Annotated in this window: 17 protein-coding genes; 12 read left to right on the plus strand and 5 right to left on the minus strand. The window is 63.0% G+C overall.

Going from position 1 to position 20401, the window contains the following annotated elements; translation table 11 throughout:
* Positions 1–114 precede the first annotated feature (114 nt).
* Both nudC and sohB read left to right on the plus strand, forming a co-directional pair.
* Positions 115–927 (plus strand): NAD(+) diphosphatase, encoded by an 813-nt coding sequence (nudC, locus tag FVW59_RS13220; protein WP_148064811.1) that lies wholly within the window; start codon positions 115–117, stop codon positions 925–927.
* A gap of 11 nt (positions 928–938) precedes the next feature.
* On the plus strand, positions 939–2018 hold the full coding sequence (gene sohB, locus FVW59_RS13225) for a protease SohB (RefSeq protein WP_148064812.1): 1080 nt from the start codon (positions 939–941) through the stop codon (positions 2016–2018).
* Here the strand turns inward: sohB and FVW59_RS13230 are convergent.
* The 3 genes from FVW59_RS13230 to FVW59_RS13240 all read right to left on the minus strand — a co-directional run bounded on the left by FVW59_RS13230 (position 2015) and on the right by FVW59_RS13240 (position 6426).
* Positions 2015–3811: a monovalent cation:proton antiporter-2 (CPA2) family protein gene (locus tag FVW59_RS13230; RefSeq protein ID WP_148064864.1), complete on the minus strand. Its 1797-nt coding sequence runs from the start codon at positions 3809–3811 to the stop codon at positions 2015–2017. The genes sohB and FVW59_RS13230 overlap by 4 nt on opposite strands.
* Before the next feature lie 106 nt (positions 3812–3917).
* A complete protein-coding gene (locus FVW59_RS13235) occupies positions 3918–6086 on the minus strand; it encodes a fatty acid cis/trans isomerase (RefSeq protein WP_148064813.1) in 2169 nt (722 codons plus the stop codon).
* 124 nt (positions 6087–6210) lie between these two features.
* Positions 6211–6426 carry a hypothetical protein gene (locus tag FVW59_RS13240; RefSeq protein WP_148064814.1) on the minus strand — a complete coding sequence of 72 codons (216 nt, stop codon included), beginning with the start codon at positions 6424–6426 and terminating at the stop codon, positions 6211–6213.
* A 96-nt stretch (positions 6427–6522) separates the two neighbouring features.
* On the opposite strand from FVW59_RS13240, the gene FVW59_RS13245 reads away from it, so the two are divergent.
* From FVW59_RS13245 to FVW59_RS13275, 7 genes are all read left to right on the plus strand, one after another.
* Entirely contained in the window at positions 6523–7146 is a 624-nt protein-coding gene (locus tag FVW59_RS13245; protein ID WP_148064815.1) for a trimeric intracellular cation channel family protein, read from the plus strand.
* Positions 7147–7153: 7 nt separating this feature from the next.
* Positions 7154–8320: an exonuclease SbcCD subunit D gene (locus FVW59_RS13250; protein ID WP_148064816.1), complete on the plus strand. Its 1167-nt coding sequence runs from the start codon at positions 7154–7156 to the stop codon at positions 8318–8320.
* Positions 8317–11394 carry an AAA family ATPase gene (locus FVW59_RS13255; RefSeq protein WP_148064817.1) on the plus strand — a complete coding sequence of 1026 codons (3078 nt, stop codon included), beginning with the start codon at positions 8317–8319 and terminating at the stop codon, positions 11392–11394. The genes FVW59_RS13250 and FVW59_RS13255 overlap by 4 nt, the downstream gene beginning before the upstream one ends.
* A 13-nt stretch (positions 11395–11407) precedes the next feature.
* Positions 11408–12082, plus strand: a complete 675-nt coding sequence (locus FVW59_RS13260) for a DNA-3-methyladenine glycosylase I (protein WP_148064818.1) — start codon at positions 11408–11410, stop codon at positions 12080–12082.
* Positions 12083–12157: 75 nt separating this feature from the next.
* Entirely contained in the window at positions 12158–12529 is a 372-nt protein-coding gene (locus FVW59_RS13265; protein ID WP_148064819.1) for an antitoxin Xre/MbcA/ParS toxin-binding domain-containing protein, read from the plus strand.
* Positions 12529–13269 (plus strand): RES family NAD+ phosphorylase, encoded by a 741-nt coding sequence (locus tag FVW59_RS13270; protein ID WP_148064820.1) that lies wholly within the window; start codon positions 12529–12531, stop codon positions 13267–13269. The genes FVW59_RS13265 and FVW59_RS13270 overlap by 1 nt, the downstream gene beginning before the upstream one ends.
* 106 nt (positions 13270–13375) lie before the next feature.
* Positions 13376–13855 (plus strand): DUF4124 domain-containing protein, encoded by a 480-nt coding sequence (locus FVW59_RS13275; protein WP_187275882.1) that lies wholly within the window; start codon positions 13376–13378, stop codon positions 13853–13855.
* 25 nt (positions 13856–13880) lie between these two features.
* Here FVW59_RS13275 and FVW59_RS13280 read toward each other — a convergent pair whose 3' ends face one another.
* On the minus strand, positions 13881–15155 hold the full coding sequence (locus tag FVW59_RS13280; RefSeq protein WP_246139733.1) for a cytochrome P450: 1275 nt from the start codon (positions 15153–15155) through the stop codon (positions 13881–13883).
* Positions 15156–15395: 240 nt separating this feature from the next.
* Between FVW59_RS13280 and FVW59_RS13285 the strand changes: the two genes are divergently transcribed.
* Complete coding sequence (locus tag FVW59_RS13285; protein ID WP_148064822.1) at positions 15396–16286, plus strand: transporter; 891 nt, start codon at positions 15396–15398, stop codon at positions 16284–16286.
* Here the strand turns inward: FVW59_RS13285 and FVW59_RS13290 are convergent.
* A complete protein-coding gene (locus FVW59_RS13290) occupies positions 16258–17874 on the minus strand; it encodes a methyl-accepting chemotaxis protein (protein WP_148064823.1) in 1617 nt (538 codons plus the stop codon). The two genes, FVW59_RS13285 and FVW59_RS13290, sit on opposite strands and share 29 nt — an antisense overlap.
* A 505-nt stretch (positions 17875–18379) precedes the next feature.
* Here FVW59_RS13290 and FVW59_RS13295 point away from each other — a divergent pair.
* Together FVW59_RS13295 and FVW59_RS13300 are read left to right on the plus strand one after the other, a co-directional pair.
* On the plus strand, positions 18380–19372 hold the full coding sequence (locus FVW59_RS13295; protein ID WP_148064824.1) for an alpha/beta hydrolase fold domain-containing protein: 993 nt from the start codon (positions 18380–18382) through the stop codon (positions 19370–19372).
* 32 nt (positions 19373–19404) lie between these two features.
* Positions 19405–20391, plus strand: a complete 987-nt coding sequence (locus FVW59_RS13300; protein WP_148064825.1) for a quinone oxidoreductase family protein — start codon at positions 19405–19407, stop codon at positions 20389–20391.
* Positions 20392–20401: the final 10 nt, after the last annotated feature.

Below are 20401 nucleotides of genomic sequence, written 5' to 3' on the forward strand. Positions count from 1 at the left end.
ATTCTATACACGTTCAAATGCCAAGGGGAACCGCTTTAGTGCACCCGGCTTGCCCGCTCCGGGGTGGGGGCATACCATAGCCGGCTACCAATAGCGCGGAGAAAGCGTCCCGACATGTTCCGACTGGACAATCATCCCCCCGTAAACCGGGGGCGCGTGCTGCACATTGTGTTTCAGGACGGTGAACTGCTGAGCGACCTGCGCTCTCCCCAGGCCTGCCTGCTGGGGGAGGATGAACTGTACGACAATGGCTGGGTCATCCTGCGCGAGCAGTTTGTCGGCTACTGGGGCGAGCAGCCCTGTTTCGCGGTGGAAATCGACAGCGGCCACAGCCCCGACCCCATGCGCTTCCAGCGGGGTAGCCTGTACAGCATTCTCGGCCGGGTGGAAGATCCGCTCTTCGCCATGGCCGGTCGCGCCGCGCAACTGCTGAACTGGGAGAAAGATCACCAGTTCTGCGGCCGCTGCGGTAGCCCGATGGAGCTGGACAGCGCCGAACGCGCCATGCGCTGCCGACCCTGCCGTACCATCAATTACCCGCGTATTTCGCCCTGTATCATTACCCTGGTGACTCGCGGTGAGGAACTGCTGCTGGCCCGCAATGCGAATTTCCCCCGGGCCATGTACAGTACGCTTGCGGGCTTCATCGAAGCCGGGGAGAGCGCCGAGGACACTCTGCACCGCGAAGTGAAGGAAGAGGTGGGAATCGATGTCCACAATCTGCAGTATTTCAACTCCCAGCCCTGGCCCTTTCCCAGCCAGCTGATGCTGGGTTTCTACGCCGAGTATGCGGGCGGCGAGATTGTCTGCGACCCCGCTGAAATCGCCGACGCCCGCTGGTTCCACTATACGGATCTACCCCAGGTGCCTCCCCCCAGTTCGGTGGCGGGGCAACTGATTCGGCACTACGTGCAATCCCTTAACTGACAGAGGTCACTTTGGAATTTCTTACCCAATACGGGCTGTTTCTGGCCCAGGCGGTCACTGTTGTGGTCGCCATCCTGGTGGTGCTGGTGGGGGTTGTGGCCCTCGGGCAGCGGCAAAGGAGCGAACGCGACGGGCATATCGAGATCCGCCACCTCAACGAGCGCTATCGCCGCATGGGGGATGCTCTGCGTCATGAAGTGATCGATAAGCATGCCCTGAAGGCGGAAGAGAAAGCCGGGAAAAAGGCGGAAAAGCAGGCCGAGAAAGCGCGCAGCAAAGCGGCTAAAAAAGCAGCTAAAAATGCGCCCTCGGATGCCAAGCCCGGTGACGAAGACGATAAACCGCGCCTGTACTGCCTCCACTTTGACGGCGATATCAGGGCCAGCGCCAGCGAACACCTGCGCGAGGAAATATCCACCGTCCTGTCACAGGCGCGGGAAAAAGACGCGGTGCTGCTGTGCCTGGAGAGCCCCGGCGGTATGGTCCACAGCTACGGTTTCGCCGCCAGCCAGCTGGAACGCATCCGCGCAGCGGGTATCGAGCTGACAGTGGCGGTGGACAAAGTGGCTGCCAGCGGCGGTTACATGATGGCTTGTGTCGCCAATCGCATAATCGCCGCTCCCTTCGCCGTCATCGGCTCCATCGGGGTGCTGGCGCAATTGCCCAATTTCCACCGCCTGCTGAAAAAGCACGATGTCGATTTTGAGTTGCTCACTGCCGGTGAATACAAGCGCACCCTGACAGTGTTTGGCGAAAATACCGACAAGGGGCGGGAAAAATTCCAGGAGGAACTGGAAATCACCCACGACCTGTTCAAGGACTTCATTCGCGAGCAGCGCCCGCAACTGGATGTCGACAGGGTGGCCACCGGCGAAGTGTGGTATGGCCGCAACGCCCTGGCCGAGGGCCTGATCGACGAACTGCAGACCAGCGATGCCTATATCCAGCAGCACCTGAAGACCTGGGAGGTCTACGAAGTGCGTTACGTGCAGCGCAAGGCCTGGCAGGAAAAACTGGGCATGGCCGCCGAGGGGGCCGTGGATCGCAGCCTGCTGCGCTGGTTCCAGCGCAGCAATGGGCCACATTTCTAGCGATCCGTCTGGTCCCGCTCGCGCGCCAGCCGCAACAGGTCCCCGGCATCCTCCTTGAACAGTTCCTCAAGCTCCCGGGCTGCATCTCTTGCCAGCCTGGTCATCCGCTCCTGATCATCGTGCAGCGCTGCGTGCGCTTGCAGCCGCCGCTCATCGTGCTCGCGAAAGATCGCCAGAGTGCGGTCCGCGGCGCTGCCAGTCATGCCGAGAGCCAGTAACAGGTCGCGGGTGAGGGCCAGGGCGGAATGGAATGTCTCCCGCCGAATCAGCGTCACCCCGGTGTCCATCAGCCGGTAGGCGTGGTTCCTGTCCCTGGCCCGGGCGAAAACCTGCAGGTTCGGGAAGTGCGCGCGGATCAGCCCTGCGGCTCTCACCGAGGTGTCGGGATCGTCAATGGCCAGCACCAGAAAGCGGGCGCGTTGCGCGCCTGCTGCTTCCAGCAGGTCCAGGCGCGAGCCATCGCCGTAGTAGATATCATTGCCGTACTTGCGGACAAAATCCACCTGCTGGTGGCTGGCGTCGAGTGCGGTGAAGGGAACTCGCAGCGCCCCCAGCACCCGCGCGGCAATCTGCCCGAAGCGCCCGAAACCGACAATGATGACCGGGGCTTCCTGCTCATCAATCTGGTCGAAATCCGGTGCCGGCGCCTGGCGTCCCGACAGTGCATCGTGTAGCAGAAACAGCAGCGGCGTTGTGACCATGGACAGAGATACCGCCACGACCAGTTCCTGCACTTCGCTTGTGCTTATCAGCCCTCCCGCCTGAACGGCCCCGAACAGCACGAAGGCGAACTCACCGCCCTGGGACAGGGCTATGCCCAGTTTGCGCGCATCCGCCGATTCCAGGCCGGAGAAGCGACCCAGGGCGTAAAGTGCCAGAAACTTGAGCCCCACCAGTCCGATCACCAGCAGCGCGATACGCGCCGGACCGGACGCCAGCAGACCGAGATTCAGCGACATCCCCACGGCGATGAAGAACAGGCCCAGCAGCAGGCCCTTGAACGGTTCGATGTCCGCCTCCAGCTGGTGGCGAAACTCGGAATCGGCCAACAATACACCGGCCAAAAAGGCGCCGAGTGCCATGGACAAGCCGGCGGCTTCCAGCAGATAGGCGGTACCAAACGCTGCCAGCAGTGCCGTGGCGGTCAGTATTTCACGCACATGGCTGCGCGATGCCAGCCCCAGCGCAAAGCGCAGGGCATGGCGCCCGCCGAATACCACCAGTAGCAGCGCGCCAAGGGAGATTCCCAGCTGGCTCAACGATGGCGCCGCAGTCTGTTCGCCGGCCGTACCCAGCAGGGGGAGCAGGGCCAGCAGCGGCACTACCGCCAGATCCTGGAACAGCAGCACACCGAAGGCGGTCCGGCCCCAGCGCGCCGTCAATTCCTTGCGCTCTGCGAGAATCTGCAGGGCAAAGGCTGTGGAGGAGAGTGCCAGCACCACGCCGGCAACGGCGGCGGTCTTGCCCGGCGCGCCCATCAGGAACAGGAAACCTGCAAGCAGGACGCCGGAACCCAGTAGCTGCATGGTACCCGCGCCAAAGATGGCTTTGCGCAAGGCCCAGAGGCGACTCGGGCGCAACTCGAGACCGATCACGAACAGCAGCAGCACTACCCCGTACTCGGCGAAATGCAAAACGTGCTCGACCTCGTCGACGATGCCGAGGACCCACGGCCCCACCAGAACACCTGCCGCCAGATATCCCAACACCGAGCCGAGGCCGAGTCGGGCACAGAGTGGCACTACGATAACCGCCGCGAGTATCAGTTGAATCCACTGCGCCATGCTCAGCATTGCCACTCACCCCGTCTCATTGCGCCGTAGCAAACGGCGCCATTGAATCACGGGGTCCGGCAATTGTCTTGCGCCGACTGGCGCCAGCGGATTCCCGGGTATGCGCCTATTGCGTCGCCCGGGCCTCGTTCCCCAGATAGCGGTTATAGTCCAGCAGGCCGTTGTAGAACGGATCATTGTCCAGCAACTGCTGGTGAAACTGATCGCTGAGACGCCAGAACCAGGGGGCGTTGCGGGCCACACCGTAGCGTTCCCGCAGCAGTTTCCAGTCCTGCTCGCTCTGCATGGCCGCAATATCCGCTGCGAACAGTGGCAGTTGCTTTTCATGCACCTCGAAAAACAGGTTGGGGTGCTCGCCGATAAAGCCCTTTACCACCGTGAGCCGATCTTCTTCCGGCAGGCGTCGTTCGTCCTCCAGGAACAGCAGCGCGATGTTGGAATAGCCCGAGTCGCGCAGCAGGGTAAGAGTCTGCGGCTGTTCGCCGCCAATCACACTGACGATACTCACCTGGGGCAGGAAACTGTTGTGGGCGCCGACGCCGGCCACCAGGCTGTCCAGTGCTTTGTCGTTTTCCACGGTGAAGGCGGGGTGGTAGTCGAAGCGCTCGGCCGTGGCGCCGTGGATGCGCTGGCGCATAGTGCCGAGAAATTCCTTCTTGGGGTCGTCGCTGCTGAAAACCAGGTCAGTTGCCTGCTCGCGCATCAGTTCGCTGTCGGCAAACACGTGATCCCGGGCAAAACCGGGGGCGTCGCGGTACCAGTATTCGCGCAGTTTCTGCCGCTGCTCTGGCGGTAGATACATAAGGAAATTCAGTTCTCCCTCCATCCGCAGGAAGTCCATGTAGAGCCGCGTTTCCAGTTGATGGGCCACGGCGCCATAGACGTCAAAGCCCGCTACCAGCAGGTAGTGAATTCGTTCCAGCAGCGAGTAGGAAATCACCCAGGCGGTTTTGGGCGTGTCGCCTACGAAACCCTTCACCACCGATGCCGTATCGAAATGGCGGAAGATGGTCAGCGCGGCATTGGGATTGTTGCCATCGCCGTCCCAGAGGCTGTTCAGGCCAATCTTGCGATTGCTCCGATTCAACTGCTGCGACAGGTATTTGACCTTCGCCTTCTGGTAGCGGTCGTGGGATTTGGCGTAGCCGCGCCAGGCGAACAGGTCCACCGCAGTACCTGTCTCGCTTACCGGCAGGCGCAGGTTGTCACTCTCCCGGGCCAGGAAGGCACCGTCCAGTTCCGGGTCCATTGAATCGGGATCCAGGAACATCACCCAGAAGCGATCCTCAATCACGTTGAGGGCGATCTGGCCGCGGCACACCGGTCCCTTGATGAAGTTCATGATGGTGAACTGGGCTTCCTCCAACAGGAAGCGATAGCGGGATGACACCGGGATGGCGACAAAGCTCTTGAAAGGATTAGCGGCAACTTCCTGCTGGTAGCCCGGCAATTCCGGCACCGTGTAATCCGGGTCCAGAAAGTTGCGCTGGTACCAGCCGCGGCGTTCGGCGTCAAAACGGTAGGCCAGGTGGCTCTTGCTCAGGGGTGTTATGGGCATGCGCTGGAGGCGGTAATACACCCGCTCGACCTCCGGGTCATCGTAGGGGCGGCGGGTACTGATCAGCGCAAGCGGCTCGCCCGGTGCTGTCCTGGAACGTACCAGACGGAACCACACCGGCTCCCCGTCAGCCTCGAGAAAGAGACTGGCCAGGAACAGGTGTTCGTACAGGTAGCGAGACATCAGGCGCTGCTTGTTGCTGTTGCCGTTAAGAAAATCCTCCCAGGCGGTCACTTCGCGGCGCAGGGCTGCCGTCAGCGCGGGTTGCGCGGGAGGCTGTGCGCCGTTTTCCAGCCAGCGAATCATGGTTTGGTGTTCTTCCGGCTGTAGTCCCGGCAAGCCAAAGGGCATCCCCCACAGGGGGTTGTCCTCGGCGTAGTCGGCAAAGTCTTCCTGTGTGCTGCACTGCTGTTCGCGATAGAGGGAGAAGTCGAAACTCTTGTCCACCGGGCCGCGGGGGGGCAGGGGATGCGCCTGCTTCAGTTCCAGCATGCGGTACAGCACACCATCGTCGGGCTGCTCAGGGTCGACGACCGGGAAAAAGCCCTTGTCGCGCCACTCCTCGGCGCTGCGTGCATCGTCGAACAGGCGGGTGAGGTCGGCAGACATCAGGCGCGCGCCATCGTAAACCAGGTCCTTGCTGGCGCCGCGCTCAAGCCCCTGCTGTGCTTCCAGCTTGAGCTGGCAGGGGGCGTCGTAGCAGCCGTGACAGACCATACAGCGATTCTGCAGGATACCGTGGGCGGCCTGTGCGGCTTCACCACCTGCCCCGCGCGCAAGTGGCGCGGTGATGCTAAGCAGGCTCAGAAGCAGGAGGGGAAAAAAGTACCAGCGGGTTGACTCAGTTTTTCTCGTCCTGCTCACATTTGCCTCTTACAATAATGGCCCGGTTGACCATGGCGTCCTGATCGCCTTCGGCGTCCGCCAGCACGGCGGCGCTGACATCCCTGCCTGACGCGCAATCTGGCGCCTCGTCCTGTGTCACAATGGCGAGCGTCGCAATGACGGCGACAACAGCCACAAAGGTGACAATCGACAGCAGCAGGGGTTTGGACATGGTTCACGGTACCCGGAGTCTCGTGGAACGGGCGATAATAACACGGCAAAGCCCGCCGCCAGTGCCAGCCCGGGCTGAAAATACAGGACAGGGTTTGTGAATCTCGCCACCGCCATCTACACCTTCGACCTGCTCGGCGTTGCCGTGTTTGCCATCAGTGGCGCGCTGGCCGCTGCCGAACGTCGCATGGACATCCTCACCTTCGTGCTGTTCGGCACCATTACCGGGGTGGGGGGCGGCACGCTCAGGGATCTTTTGCTGAATACCGACCAGGTGTTCTGGATACACGATCCCAGCTATCTCTGGGTCTGTATCGGCGCCTCTGTCGCCACCTGGTTTCTGGCCCACCACTTCGATTCCCGCCGCCGGGTGCTGCTGTGGGCGGACGCCGTCGGCCTGGCCCTGTTCTGTGTGCTCGGCACGCAAAAGGCGCTGGCCTGGAATGCACCGGCCATTGTCGCCATCGGCATGGGCATGATGACCGCCAGTTTCGGTTCCCTGATACGCGACAGCCTGCTGAACCGGCCACCGGTCCTGCTGGGGCCGGAGATTTACGTCACGGCGGCCCTGCTGGGTTCGGCCAGCTTTACCCTGCTGGCACAGTGGCCGCAAACCGCCACCGTGGCGCTGCCGCTCAGCATGGCTGCCGCCTTCCTGCTGCGCGCCGGTGCGCTGCTGTTCGACTGGCGCCTGCCCAAGTATCGCGACGACAACACCTGAATCCACCATGCGAATACTCCACACCTCCGACTGGCATCTCGGGCGCCAACTTCACGGCCGTTCCCTACTGGCGGACCAGGCCCATGTGCTGGAGCAGGTTCTCGACATCGCGGAACGGGACGAAGTCGATGTCGTGCTGATTGCCGGCGATGTCTACGACCGCGCAGTGCCGCCCGCCGAGGCCGTCTCGTTGCTGGGGAACACCCTGCGCAGGCTGTGTGTGGAACTCGGCAAACAGGTCATCCTGATCGCCGGCAATCACGATTCCGCCGAGCGGCTGGGTTTTGCCGCTGAATTGCTCGGCCACGCCGGCCTGCACATTGTCGGCCCGCTCACGGCAGAACCGCGTCCCCTCACCCTGGTCGCCGCGGAGAGGGGAGGGCACACAGTCAGTGCAATCGCGGTGGACTTTTTCGGACTGCCCTACGCCGGCCCGGCCCAGGTGCGCCAGACACTGGGCGTAGAGGTCAGCAGTCACGACGAGGCCATGGGTGCACTGCTGGAACGTGTGGAAAGCGCCCGTGACCACAGCCGCCCCTGCGTGGTAATGGCTCACTGCTTTGTCGCCGGTGGCGAGGCCAGCGATTCCGAGCGGCCCCTGAGTCTCGGTGGCGCCGACCAGGTCGCCGGGGATCGTTTCGCCCCCTATACCTACGCGGCTCTCGGCCACCTGCACGGCCCCCAGCACAGGGGGGCGCAGCATATACGCTACAGCGGTTCGATCCTGAAATATTCGTTTTCCGAAGCGCGACAGCGCAAGTCGGTGACGCTGGTGGATATCGATGGCGCTGGCGGCGTCACGATTGCACAGCGCGACCTCAAGCCCCTGCGGGACGTCCGCATCATAGAAGGCAGCCTCGACGCGCTGCTGGCGACGGGGCACACAGACCCGGCCGCCGACGATTTTATCTGCGCCCGGCTGACCGGCAGCGGCGCCGTGCTGGATGTGATGGGCAAGTTGCGCGCGGTCTACCCCAATGCCCTGCAGGCAGTGCGCCTGACCCGGGACAGCGGTGGGGCGAGGTTCGGTGCGGGCCGGGATGTCCTGAAGCAGAGCCAGTACGAGCTCTTTCGCGAGTTCTACTGCCATGTCCAGGGTGAGGGAATGAGCGATGCCCAGCAGCGCTACCTGCAATCCCTGCTGCAAGCACTGCAACAGGAGGGCAGCCTGTGAAGCCACTCCACCTCTCCCTGCAGGCCTTCGGGCCCTTCGCCGGCCGCGAAGAGGTCGACTTTGCCGCACTCGGTCAGTCACCGCTGTTCCTGATCAACGGCCCCACGGGTGCCGGCAAAACCACGTTGCTGGACGCCATCTGCTTTGCGCTCTATGGCATTACCACCGGCGCCGAGCGGGAAGGGCGGGAGATGCGCTGCCAGCAGAGTCCTGACGGCTTGCTGACAGAAGTCTGCTTCCGTTTTGAACTGGCGGGAGAGCGTTACCAGATCACGCGCAGCCCCGACCAGCAAAGGCCCAAACAGCGCGGTGAAGGATTTACCGAGCACCGCACTCGGGCGGAACTCTATCGACTCGGCCCGGACGGTAGCTGCGCGAGCGGTAAATTGCTGGTTGAACAAAAAGTCACCGATGCCAACAGCGCCATTCGCGAGATTACCGGCCTCAACGCCGACCAGTTCCGGCAGGTGATGGTCCTGCCCCAGGGACAGTTCCGCAAACTGTTGATGGCGGATTCCAGGGACCGCGAGAAAATTTTCCAGGACCTGTTCCAGACTGGAGTCTACAAACAGATCGAGGAGCGCCTGAAGCAGGCCGCCAGCCAGATCCGCCGCGACTATGAAGCCGGCCAGGAGCGTATTGCCGGCATTCTCACGGCGGGCGAGGTAGCGAGTGAAGAGACGCTACAAAGTGAACGGGAGACGCTGGCGCCCGAGCTGCGTGCGGCCGGTGAACGCAGTCAACAAGCCCAGGCCGAGTGGCAGCGACTCGCCACCCAGCTCGCTTTGGCGCGACAGGTGGAGAGTATGCGTGGCAACCGTGCCGCAGCGGCGGCGACACTGGCTGAACTGGAGGCGCAGTCGCTGGATCGCCAGCGGCAGCAAGCGCAATTGGACCGGGCACTGGCGGCCAGGCAGTTACAGGCACCCCTCGATCACTGGCAGCGCGCCATCGCGGCCGCCAGTCAGGCGGACACCGCCGTTACTGTTGCACTGGAGGCTGAGACAGCGTCCAGGCAGAAGGCGGAGCATGACAGGCAGGCGCTGGACGCAGAACTTGCCAGGGAGGACGAACGCAGCGGCCGGCGCGAGCAGATCCAGCAACTGCAACGCCTGGAGCCCAAACTGGAGCAGCTGCTGGCGGCGAGAGCCTTGCAGGCAAAGCGGGCGCACGTCGTTGCCGACGCCGAGGCCCTCCTGGACCGGGCGAGGGAGGGCCGGCAGGCAAAAGCCGCTGAGCGGGATCAACTCGCGGCCCAGCTCGTCGCCCTGAACGCCTCGCTGAGGGAGAGCGAGAATGTTGATCTGGCACTGCACCAGGCGCAGGCAGCGCTGACCGAAGCCCGCCAGCGGGAGCAATTGCAGGGCCAGCTGGCCCGCGAACGGCAGCTGCAGTCGGAGCTTCGGGAGCGCTGCAAACAGCAGGAGGAGGAGAGCCGGGCTGCGCAGGCAGTGCTGACCCGCCTGCGGAGGGACTGGCATCTGGGGCAGGCGCGCCTGCTGGCCGCCTCCCTGCAGGAGGGAGAGGCCTGCCCGGTGTGCGGCAGTCTGGAACATCCACAAAAAGCCAGTGGCGACGGGGATGTACCCGATGAAGCGAGTATTGAAGCGCAGGAACAGCGCAGCCGTGATTGCAGTCAGGCGCTGGCCGCCAGTGAAGCGGAACTCGCCGGAGCCGACGGCCGGATCGACACGCTGCAATTGCAGCTCGATGCGCTGCCGGCCGGGAGCGGTGATACGCCCGGCCATTGGGACCGGCGTGTCCAGCAACTGTTGGAGATGCAGCGGGAACGCCAGCGACAGTTGCAGGCCCTGCCCGAACGGGAGAAGTCTCTGCAATTGCTGGAGCAGGATCTGCACAGCGTCACCCGGGCGGAGGCTGATGCCGAGGCGGTATTGAACAGCGCCCTGGCGCAGCAGCAGGAAGCATCTGCAGCACTTGCGACGCTGGAAGCACAATTACCCGAAGTGGCCCGTTCTGAAGCCATATTGCAGGCGGCCCTGACCACGCAAAAAGAGGCCCTGGCCGAGTTGGAAGCAAAACTCGAGCAGGCCCGGCTGGCCGAGGCCGATACCCGTCAGGAGTTGCGCATTGCCGGAGTGCGCCTGCAGCAGGCAAGGGACAACGCAGCCGAGCGCTGGCAGGCCGCCGCGCAGGCACAGCAGGATTTTGAGGCGGCACTGGCCGTCAGCCTGTTCGCCGATGAGCCGGCCGCCCGCCAGGCGCAGATGGATGAGGGTGAACTGCAGGCCCTGCAGCAGTCACTGGCGGCCTATCGCGAGGAACTGCAGGCGACACGCACGCGACTTGAGACCCTGGACAGGGAGCTCGCCGACCAGCCGGCGCTCGATATTGAGCAACTGGAGCAGGCTGTCGCTGTGGCCGAAACGGGTAAGCAGGATTGCGCATCCAGCCTGCAGGCGCTGCAGCAGCGAGACAATGTGCTGCGATCCACTAGCGACAAGCTCGAGCAGCAGAGGCAGAGCAACAGTGCACTGGATCGGGAGTACGCCGTGGTCGGCACCCTCTCGGATGTCGCCAATGGCAGGGCCGGCAGCGGCGTCAGCCTGCAGCGCTATGTGCTCGGGGTGTTGCTGGACGATGTGCTGACCCAGGCGAGCCTGCGACTCGCGCGTATGTCCGCGGGCCGCTACCAGTTACACCGGCGGCGCGAGGCAAGTAGCGGGGCCGGTGCTGCCGGACTGGATCTTGAGGTCCACGACGACTACACCGGCAACGCACGCTCGGTTGCCACGCTGTCCGGTGGCGAGAGCTTCATGGCGGCGCTGGCCCTGGCCTTGGGGCTGTCTGACGTGGTGCAGGCCCAGGCCGGCGGCATCGCCCTGGATACCCTGTTTGTGGACGAGGGCTTTGGTTCCCTCGACACCGAAGCTCTGGAGCTGGCGGTCAGTACCCTGATGGAGTTGCAGCAGGCCGGCCGCACGGTCGGCGTGATTTCCCACGTCTCGGAATTGCGGGAACAGATGGACGTGCGAATTGATATTCGCAGCAGCCGTGGTGGCAGCAGGCTGGAAGTCGTGTCACCCTTCGCAGCCAGAACACAGGGAGCGTGAGGCAGACGGCGTAATGGAACACTTCGACAGCATTTACCAGCGAGCCGTTGAGCGCAAAGGGGGCAAGGCAGCCCTGACCCGCCTGCTGCCAGACTTCAAGAGCCCCCGACAACTGGCGCGCACCCAGGATCACCGCTGGCTGGCCGAAATGGCGCGCTGTATTTTCCAGGCCGGCTTTGTCTGGCGTGTGGTGGACAACAAGTGGCAGGGTTTCGAGGAGGTTTTTTTCGGTTTTCCGCCGGAAAAGATTGTCATGCTCAGCCCGGACCAGATTGATCGTTTCGCCGCCAACCCCCTGATAATCCGCAACCGGCAGAAAGTCATCAGCGTGCAGCGCAACGCCCGCATTGTGCTGGAGCTGGCCAAAGAGGAGGGCAGTTTTGGCCGCTTCGTCGCCCGCTGGCCTTCCGAAGACCTGGTGGGCCTGTTCCGCCTGCTGAAGCAGCGCGGAGATCGTCTCGGCGGCATGACCGGCCAGCGGGTGCTGCGCAACATGGGGCGAGACACTTTTGTCCTCACCGGCGATGTACTGCGCTGCCTGCGCGGGGCGGGGGTCGAGGTCGCCGCCAATCCCACCAGCCAGCGGGATCTGGCCCGCATTCAGGCGGCCTTTAATGAATGGCAGCAGCAGAGCGGCCTGCCGCTGTGCCATATCAGCCGTATCTGCGCCTGTTCGCTGGACAGCTAGATTTGGTTTATTTCTAGACAAATATATATTAAAGGTATATATGTAAACTCTATCAGCTCCAAAAAGGTGCCGAATATGAACCAAACTGCTCCAGTGCGCTCTGACGAGGCGATTGTGACCGGCGCCCTGCTGGAAGCGGGCAGTGAATTGGGCCTGACCCTGGCAGAACTGGCCGTGGCGGTCGGGGTCAGCACCGCTTCAATGAAAAACTACTCCCGCGGCGCCGCGCTCCTGTCCAGCCCCAAGGCCCTGGAACTGGCTCTCGGGCTGGTGCGGGTGTACCGCTCTCTGTACGCCATCGTCGGCGGCAACCGTGCACAAATGCAGCACTGGATGCGCACGCCCAATCACCACCTGCGCAACGAAGCGCCCTCGGATCTGGTGAGTCGCTACGAGGGCCTTGCCCTGGTCAACCACTACCTGGACGGCATGCGCGGGCGCCTTTGATGGATCCGCAACTCCTGCGCACCAGTGCAACCAGCGGGCATATCTGGCGCATTGTGGAGTACCAGGAAGAGGCCGCTACCCGCAATATCACCCGCTCCGCCGCGGAACAGGATCGCCTGGAGCAATTGCTGGACGCCCACAAGCCTGCCTACCCGCCCAGCAGCCTGCACCTGCACTGGATTCTTCGCGCGCCATTCCGCTACCCGCCCCTGCGCCACGGCTCGCGCTTTGGGCGGCACACGGAAATGGGGATTCTCTACGGCGCCCGGGAACGGGAGACTGCCATGGTGGAGTCCGCGGTGTACCTGTGGCTGTTCCAGCAGGGCCTGAGTGACCTCGGCCCGCTGGATGTCATCAGCGACGGGCGCAGTGCACTGCACTTCGCCGTCAGTCACTCCCGCAGCGCAGACCTGACCGCCGCCGCCCTGGATACCTGGCACAGCCGCATATCCGATCCGGCGGATTACCATTTCTCCCAGCAACTGGGCAGTGTGCACCGGGAGGCGGGGAGCGGGTTGCTCTGGTTTCATTCCGCGCGCTGGCCTGCAGGGGTCAATTGCGCGGTGATTGATCCCCTGGCCATCGGTGCCAATACCGTGCCGGTACAGAGCCAGTGGAACCTCAGGATCGACATGACTGCCTGCTGGTGGGGGCGCCCCGGTGGTGAAAGCTTTGAAGTCCATTACAGTGACGTCGCCGACGCATCCGGCCGTATACCCCATCCGGCCCTGGCTGCCTGATACGGCAGACCACCGCGCGACCGGATAGCCGCTTGAGATGGTTTCTCCCGCGGGCCAGCCTGTTACACTCGGCCTTTGTGTGAGCCCGCCCGAGGCTTGGAGACGGATGCTGAAATTACTTTGCCTTGTGCCGCTGCTGGTGACTGTTGTACCTGCCAAGGCCGAGACGCGCATTTTCAAGTGCATTGGCGAACAGGGGCAGACGGTGTTCAGCCAGCAACCCTGTGGGGACAATGCCGTGGAAACCACAGTACGCCCCCCGGACACCAGCACCGGAACCACCGACGAGGAGCGCGCGACCTGGCGCCGGGTCGCTGAATCCAACGAAGTGAGGGAACTGCGGCGGGAAATTACGCGCTATGAAAATCGCATAGCCGAACTGGAGCAGGCCCGGGATATCGACATGCAGCGCCTGCGGGAGCGGGGCGACTACGATAGCAATACGCCGCCTGGCCAGACCTACGAAGAGGGGCTGCAGCCGCAGTTGGATGCGCTTGATGCGGGCTATCAAAAACGCATCGATGCCGAGCAGAAGAAGATAGACCAGGTCAGCGCCAGGATTGAGGCGCTGAGCAGGAAAAACTGAACACCAGCCCCGTGGGCTGGGCTTCTCACACGGCCCGCTGGCCCAGTTGGTAGCGCACCGGCATCGAGCGCAACCCGCCGACGAAAATCGCCTTGATCCACTCCGGATCGCCGTTGAATTCCATGGATTTCAGACGCGGCAGCAACTCGCGGAAGAAGCAGCGTAACTCCAGCGCCGCCAGGTGCTGCCCCAGGCACATGTGAGAACCGTAGCCGAAGGCGAGCTGGGTTTTCGGGTCGCGCTGCAGATCGAGGCTGTTGGGGGCCTCGAATACCGCCGGGTCGCGATTGGCTGCCGGATACCAGAGGGCGACGTTGTCGCCGGCGCGAATGGTCTTGCCGTGCAAATCGGTGTCTGCAGTCGCAGTGCGCACCATGTGGCGCACCGGGGAGACCCAGCGGATCACTTCCCGCGCCGCGCGGTCGTCGATAGCCGGGGTGTCTCGCCACAGGGCCAGCTGTTCGGGGTGTTCCAGCAGGGCCTTCATGCCGCCGCCGATGGCCGCCGATGTGGTGTCGTGGCCGGCGCTGGCGGTGATGATGAAGTAACTGGCCTGGTCGAGCATGTTCATCGGTTCGCCGTCGACCTCGGCGTTTGCAAGCACCGTGGCCAGGTCATCCTGCGGATTGCGTTTGCGGTCCTCGATCACCTCGGCGAAGTAGGCGCCGAACTCGTTGAGCACTTCCAGGCCGGCAGTTTCGCTATCGCCACGCTGTAGTTCCGGGTCCTGGCCGCCGAACATCTCCTGGGTCAGGCGCAGCATGGTGCCCTCGGCTTCACGCGGCAGGCCGAGAATCGACAGGATGATACGCAGCGGGAAGAGGAGGGCGATGTCCTTCACAAAGTCGCACTCATCGCCCATTTCCTGCATACGATCGACAAATTCCTTCGCCAGCAATTCAACTTCAGCCTGCAGCGTTTCGATGCTGCGCGGCAAAAACCATTCGCGGGTGACCTTGCGCATTTTCAGGTGTTTCGGGCGATCCATGTGAATCAGGGTTTCCAGGCCATTGCTGGTGCCGAACTGGGCGAGCAGGGCCTCTTCGAAGGCGCTGGGAATCAGAATGGTGCGCGGCGCACTGAGGAAGCTGTCATTCTGGCTGCCGATATGGCGGATATCGTCATAGCGGGTCAGGGACCAGAACGGCCGGTAGTCAGGATGCTCCACGCGGGACAGTGGGTCGGTGCTGCGCAGGTGGTCGAACAGGGCATACATACTGCGCTCATCGCCCATGACCACGGGGTCGAGCACATCGGCCGCCTGAAAATCGGCTAGTTTGACCTGTGCCTGTGTGTTCACCGTTAACTCCTTTTTCTTGTGCCGGGTGGACGGGAAAGTTTTCAGTATGCCGCAGGGCTCGACAATTTCGGGAGTGATATATGGCCAAAAAGCGGTTAAATTCTGGCCTTTGGCAATGAAGGATCCAGGGCCTTGGCAGCGCGGATTACTGAGAACAGCCCGTTTGACCAGCGCGGTGCGCCGCATTCCGCACCATACTGCCGGCTCGCCGCCGGGACCCGGGCTGCCAAAGGAGGCGCTATGCGCTTTGCAGCCTGTTGCGCAGCATACCTGCTAGCTGGCCCCGGAAGCCTGGCGCAGGACCTGGAGCCGCGCAGCTATACCAACCTGCCGGTGAAACAAACGTTTCTGGCACTGGGCTATGCGCGCTCCGAGGGCGACCTTTCACCGACGCCAAGTTCGCCCTTGCAGAACGCTGAAATGACAATCGAGGCCGGGGTGCTGGCCCTCGCGCGTTCTTTTGAACTCGCCGGCGATTCCGCCAAGTTTGATATCGCGGCATCGCGGGTGTGCTACGAAGGGTCGGCCATCTTTGAAGGCGAGTTCGCCACCGCCGACCGTTGCGAGTACGGTGATCCCTCGGTCAAGCTGACCTGGAATTTTTACGGCGCGCCAGCGCTGGAACTGCAGGACTTCGGACAGTGGCAACCTGGACTGGTGGTCGGCGCCAGTCTGCAGGCGACAGTACCCCTTGGCACCTACACAGCAAGGCACCTGATTAACGCCGGCACGAACCGGTGGATGCTGCGACCCGGGTTGGGCATGTCGTATCGGGTAGGCCGCTGGTACATCGACCTGCAGGGGTCGGTGCGCGTATTCGAGGACAACGACGACAACTTCCGCGGCACGCTACTGGAGCAGGATCCGATCTATTCGCTGCAATCGCACCTGATTTACATGCTGGGTCGGGGCGCCTGGATATCCGCCAATCTCAACTACTTTGACGGCGGCGAGACCTACATCAATGGCAATGCCAGGGATGACCAGGTTGAAAACTCCCGCCTGGGCGTGACGCTATCCTTTCCCTTGAGCGCAAAGCAGAGTCTCAAGCTCAGCGCGAGCACCGGGGTGCTCACGCGGGTTGGAAATGACTTCGATACGGCTAGTGTAGTCTGGCTGTATCGGTTCTGACTTCGCCGCCGGAAAATCGGAACACCGCGGCGGCCCGGGCCAGTTCCTCTATCTGATGCAGCAGGCGCTCGGTGTCCCGGGCGCTGATATTCACTCTCTCCGCATTCTGGCGAGTGACCGCGTCCATCTCCGAGATGGCGCTGTTCACCTGCTCGATGCCCGAGCCCTGTTCCCGGCTCGCGGTGGCAATTTCACCAATAAGCTGGTTTAGCCGGGTTACCTTCTGCACCATTTCCTGCATGGAGTCCCCCGCCTGACGCACCAGCGCCGCACCGGTGTTGGTATCACTTGTGGAGGAGTCAATCAGCGTGCGGATTTCCCTGGCGGCATCTGCCGAGCGTCCTGCCAGACTGCGCACCTCACTGGCCACCACGGCAAAGCCGCGTCCGTGAACGCCGGCGCGAGCGGCCTCGACTGACGCATTGAGGGCCAGTAGATTGGTCTGGAAAGTGATCCCGTCGATAACCTCGATAATGGCCGCCATGCGGCTGGAGTGATGGGTGATTCCCCCCATGGTGGTGACCACCTGGTCCATCAGGTCGCTGCAATCCGTCGCGGTGGCTGCGGACTCCCGCGCCAGCGTACTGGCCTGCTCAGCATTGTCGGCATTCTGCTGCACAGTCACGGTGATCTGCTCCATACTGGAGGCGGTTTGTTCCAGTGACGCCGCCTGCTGCAGGGAGCGGGAAGCCAGGTCGCTGTTGCCAGCGGCGATGTCGCGTGCAGCGGGACTGGCCACATCGATGCCGCGCCTGACTTCGCCGGCGATCCCGGCGAGGCTCTTGCGCATCAGGTCGAGGCTGGCCAGCAGTCGCCCGAAGTCGCCACCCTGCGCCGCCGGCGCGGCGATACCGAGGTTGCCGGCGGCAATCTGGCTGGAAAACAGCACGCTCTCCCGCAGCGGCAGTACCAGGCTCCTGCGCTGGTGCCACGCCAGCACTAGCAGCAGCGGCAGTCCCAGAAACAGTAGCGCAGCCTGTACTGTCGGCAGCCAGGGGGAGGGCGCTTCGCCCTGTGTACCGTACCAGCCGAGCCCAGTGGCAAGGCCAACCAGCAGCGCGGCGATCAGTGGTGTGAGGGAAATGGAAGATCCACTTGCCAGCGCCATCACCCGATTGCCAATGCCGCGCCAGCCAGTGCGCTGTACTCTTCCTTTGCGCACAGTGAGGTATGCCGCTTCGCCCCTGCTGATTTTCTGGTAGGCCTGCGAAGCCGATTTGATGGCCGCGGGCCGGGCGCGTGTTCTTACCGAGACATAACCGACCGCCCGGCCGGCCTCCAGCATTGGAATCACCTGGGCCCGCACCCAGTAGAAATCGCCGTTCTTGCGCCGGTTCTTTACCAGACCCACCCACATTTCGCCGGCCTTTAGACACCGCCACAGGTCAGCAAAGGCCTGCTCAGGCATATCCGGATGGCGAACGATATTGTGCGGGGAGCCAATCAGCTCCTCGCTGCTGAAACCGCTAACTTCGACGAAATCGCTATTGGCAAAAGTAATCCTGCCTTTCAGGTCGGTGTGGGAAATCAGCAGTTGCTCTTCCGCGATGGGATACTCACGAGCGGTAATAGGCTGGTTGTTGCGCATTTCTTCTCAAACTCCTGGATACAGCGGAGCGGTTCGCAAGCAGCGTGGATATAGCGCGTTGGCGCTGTCGGGTTAACGCTGGTGATGTCGATCCGCGGATGCAATATCGGCTGTATTCACCTGTACTTGAGGGTTGGCCAACAGCACCTCTTGCGGTGCAGACCGCGTTGGAGGGCGATAGCACACGCCCCTTCAAGAGCGCTCCCCGAAATTGGTCAGCCAGTTTCTGGAGCACCACTAGGTGGCCAGGACCGAGTTCTATACACGGGCGCTCACCGTCGATGTGGGACATTTTCTGGACGCGGTGGATTTTCACTGACCACGCCCGTCCCTGTGCACTGACGGCTGATGCGCGCAACCAGCGTGGCCAGTTCAGATTGTTGAAATACTAGTACCCATCGAGTCTGTACCTTTAACAGCGTCTCCTGCACAATAAAACTTATCACTAAAATAAAGGTAATTCGTTGCGCCAGCGCGCAGCGCCCGTTCTACAGGAGACACTCTTATGCCGTACCCCATAGACCCCGATGGCACCGTCCACCTTGGCGAGCGCCGGGTGCCCGTTCCCAGCAGTGTCAGCCCGGAGGCTCAGGCCTACCTGGCGTCCAACCCCTGGGGCGATGCGCCGCTGCCGGAGGAGCCCGTGCCGATGTGGACCCTTCGCGACGCCATGGCGCCGGCTTTTGAGGGGCTGAATCAGCACGCGCAAGCCCTGTACCCGGTCGATATTCAGGAAGAGCAGATCAACGGCGTACGCTGTCACCGCATCCAGGCGGCCGAGGAAGATCGCCGGGTTGCTGGCAAGGTCCTGCTGAACATGCACGGCGGCGGCTTTGTCGTCGGATCCGGTGCCCTGGTGGAGGGCATTCCCATCGCGGCGCTAACCGGGATCACGGTGATTTGCGTTGATTACCGGCTGGCCCCCGAAAACCCCTATCCGGCGGCGCTCGATGACGTGATCGCGGTCTACCGGCACTGCCTGGAGGAATTTGGCGCCGGTAATATCGGTCTGTTCGGCAGTTCGGCGGGTGGTTTCCTGAGTGGCCAGGCGGTGATCCGACTGCAGCAGGTCGAAGCGCTCCCCCTGCCGGCCTGTGTCGGGATGTACTCTGCCGGTGGCAACCTCTTCGATTTTGGCGACACCCGCAACATCTTCACCTTGAGTGGCTTCTACGGTCAGGAAAGCCTGCCGCTGGGGCATGAACTCAGTGAGGTGACAGCCTATCTCGGCGGCGCCGACCCCCGCGACCCCATCATTTCGCCAGAAACCGCCGACCTGAGCCAGTTCCCGCCCAGCCTGCTGGCCTCGGGCACCCGCGATGCACTGCTCAGCGCGGCCAGCAATTTTCACCGGGCCCTGCGCCGCGCGGGCCGGGACGCCGACATCCTGGTCTACGACGGCATGCCGCACTCCCACTGGTACGCCCTGGACCTGCCGGAAAGCCGTGAATTCTACGCCTTTCAGGCCGACTTCTATCGACAACACCTGGGGCTGTGAGCGCCTCGACTGATTACAGGAACCGACAGCCCATGCACGCAATGATTATCGAACAAACCGGTGGCCCCGACGTATTTCGCTGGGCGGAGATCGCTACCCCGGTGCCCGGTCCTGGCGAAGTGTTGGTGCGCATCGCTTACGCCGGGGTCAATCCGGCGGACTGGAAGAACCGGGAGGGCCATCTGGCCCAGTACCGGCCCTATGTCTTTCCCTACATCATCGGCTTCGACGCCGCAGGCGTGGTGGAGAGTGTCGGGGAGGATGTGACGGCATTCCAACCCGGCGACCGCGTGTTTACCCCCACCAACCACGGCCAGGGCGGGCAGGGCAGCTATGCCGAGTTTGCCCTCGCCAACGTTGAGCGAGTGGCACGCATCCCGCAGGGCATGGATTACGCCCAAGCGGCTGCACTGCCGGTGGCATCTTTGACTGCCTGGCAGGGGCTCTTCGATCGCGGCGGCCTCGCGAAAGGCCAGAAAGCCCTGATTCACGGCGGCTCAGGCGGGCTCGGCAGCTTCGCCGTGCAGTTTGCCCGCTGGGCCGGCGCTGAAGTGGCGGCGACCTGCTCTACCCGCAATGTGGGCTATCTGCAGGAGCTCGGTGTCGGTCGCGTTATCGACTACCGGCAGGAAGATATCCGCCAAGCCATCAGTGCCTGGGCGCCTGAGGGACTCGACTACCTGATGGATGCCGTGGGCGTCAGCACCTTGCCCTACGGCCTGGACCTGGTGCGACCCGGTGGCACGTTTGTCAGCATCCCCACCCTGGTCGACGACGGTGACATTCCCGCCGCCGCTGCCGCCGGCGCGGAGAAGGGTGTGACACGGGTTTTCTCGACCATGAATGACGTGAACTGTGCCGCCACGCTCGAGAAGATCGCCGGCCTCATTGTGAGCGGTGATGTGGTGCTGCCGCCGCTGACCGAGTTCGCGGTGCAAGACGTGGGTGAAGCCCACCGTATCCTGCAGCAGGGCCACAATCGCGGGAAAATGGTCCTCAAAGTGGCGGATCTCGATTGAGGTCGTCTGG

Origin of the sequence: Parahaliea aestuarii, assembly GCF_008064635.1 — a bacterium.
GTDB lineage: Bacteria > Pseudomonadota > Gammaproteobacteria > Pseudomonadales > Halieaceae > Parahaliea > Parahaliea aestuarii.

Excerpts from the sequence above, each read along its gene's own strand:
- FVW59_RS13230 (WP_148064864.1), bottom strand. The coding sequence starts at position 3,811 with ATGCTGAGCATGGCGCAGTGGATTCAACTGATACTCGCGGCGGTTATC.
- nudC (WP_148064811.1), top strand. The coding sequence starts at position 115 with ATGTTCCGACTGGACAATCATCCCCCCGTAAACCGGGGGCGCGTGCTG.
- FVW59_RS13275 (WP_187275882.1), top strand. The coding sequence starts at position 13,376 with ATGCTGAAATTACTTTGCCTTGTGCCGCTGCTGGTGACTGTTGTACCT.
- FVW59_RS13290 (WP_148064823.1), bottom strand. The coding sequence starts at position 17,874 with ATGCGCAACAACCAGCCTATTACCGCTCGTGAGTATCCCATCGCGGAA.
- FVW59_RS13235 (WP_148064813.1), bottom strand. The coding sequence starts at position 6,086 with ATGGTCTGTCACGGCTGCTACGACGCCCCCTGCCAGCTCAAGCTGGAA.
- FVW59_RS13250 (WP_148064816.1), top strand. The coding sequence starts at position 7,154 with ATGCGAATACTCCACACCTCCGACTGGCATCTCGGGCGCCAACTTCAC.
- FVW59_RS13285 (WP_148064822.1), top strand. The coding sequence starts at position 15,396 with ATGCGCTTTGCAGCCTGTTGCGCAGCATACCTGCTAGCTGGCCCCGGA.
- FVW59_RS13300 (WP_148064825.1), top strand. The coding sequence starts at position 19,405 with ATGCACGCAATGATTATCGAACAAACCGGTGGCCCCGACGTATTTCGC.
- FVW59_RS13295 (WP_148064824.1), top strand. The coding sequence starts at position 18,380 with ATGCCGTACCCCATAGACCCCGATGGCACCGTCCACCTTGGCGAGCGC.
- FVW59_RS13240 (WP_148064814.1), bottom strand. The coding sequence starts at position 6,426 with ATGTCCAAACCCCTGCTGCTGTCGATTGTCACCTTTGTGGCTGTTGTC.
- FVW59_RS13265 (WP_148064819.1), top strand. The coding sequence starts at position 12,158 with ATGAACCAAACTGCTCCAGTGCGCTCTGACGAGGCGATTGTGACCGGC.
- FVW59_RS13260 (WP_148064818.1), top strand. The coding sequence starts at position 11,408 with ATGGAACACTTCGACAGCATTTACCAGCGAGCCGTTGAGCGCAAAGGG.
- FVW59_RS13270 (WP_148064820.1), top strand. The coding sequence starts at position 12,529 with ATGGATCCGCAACTCCTGCGCACCAGTGCAACCAGCGGGCATATCTGG.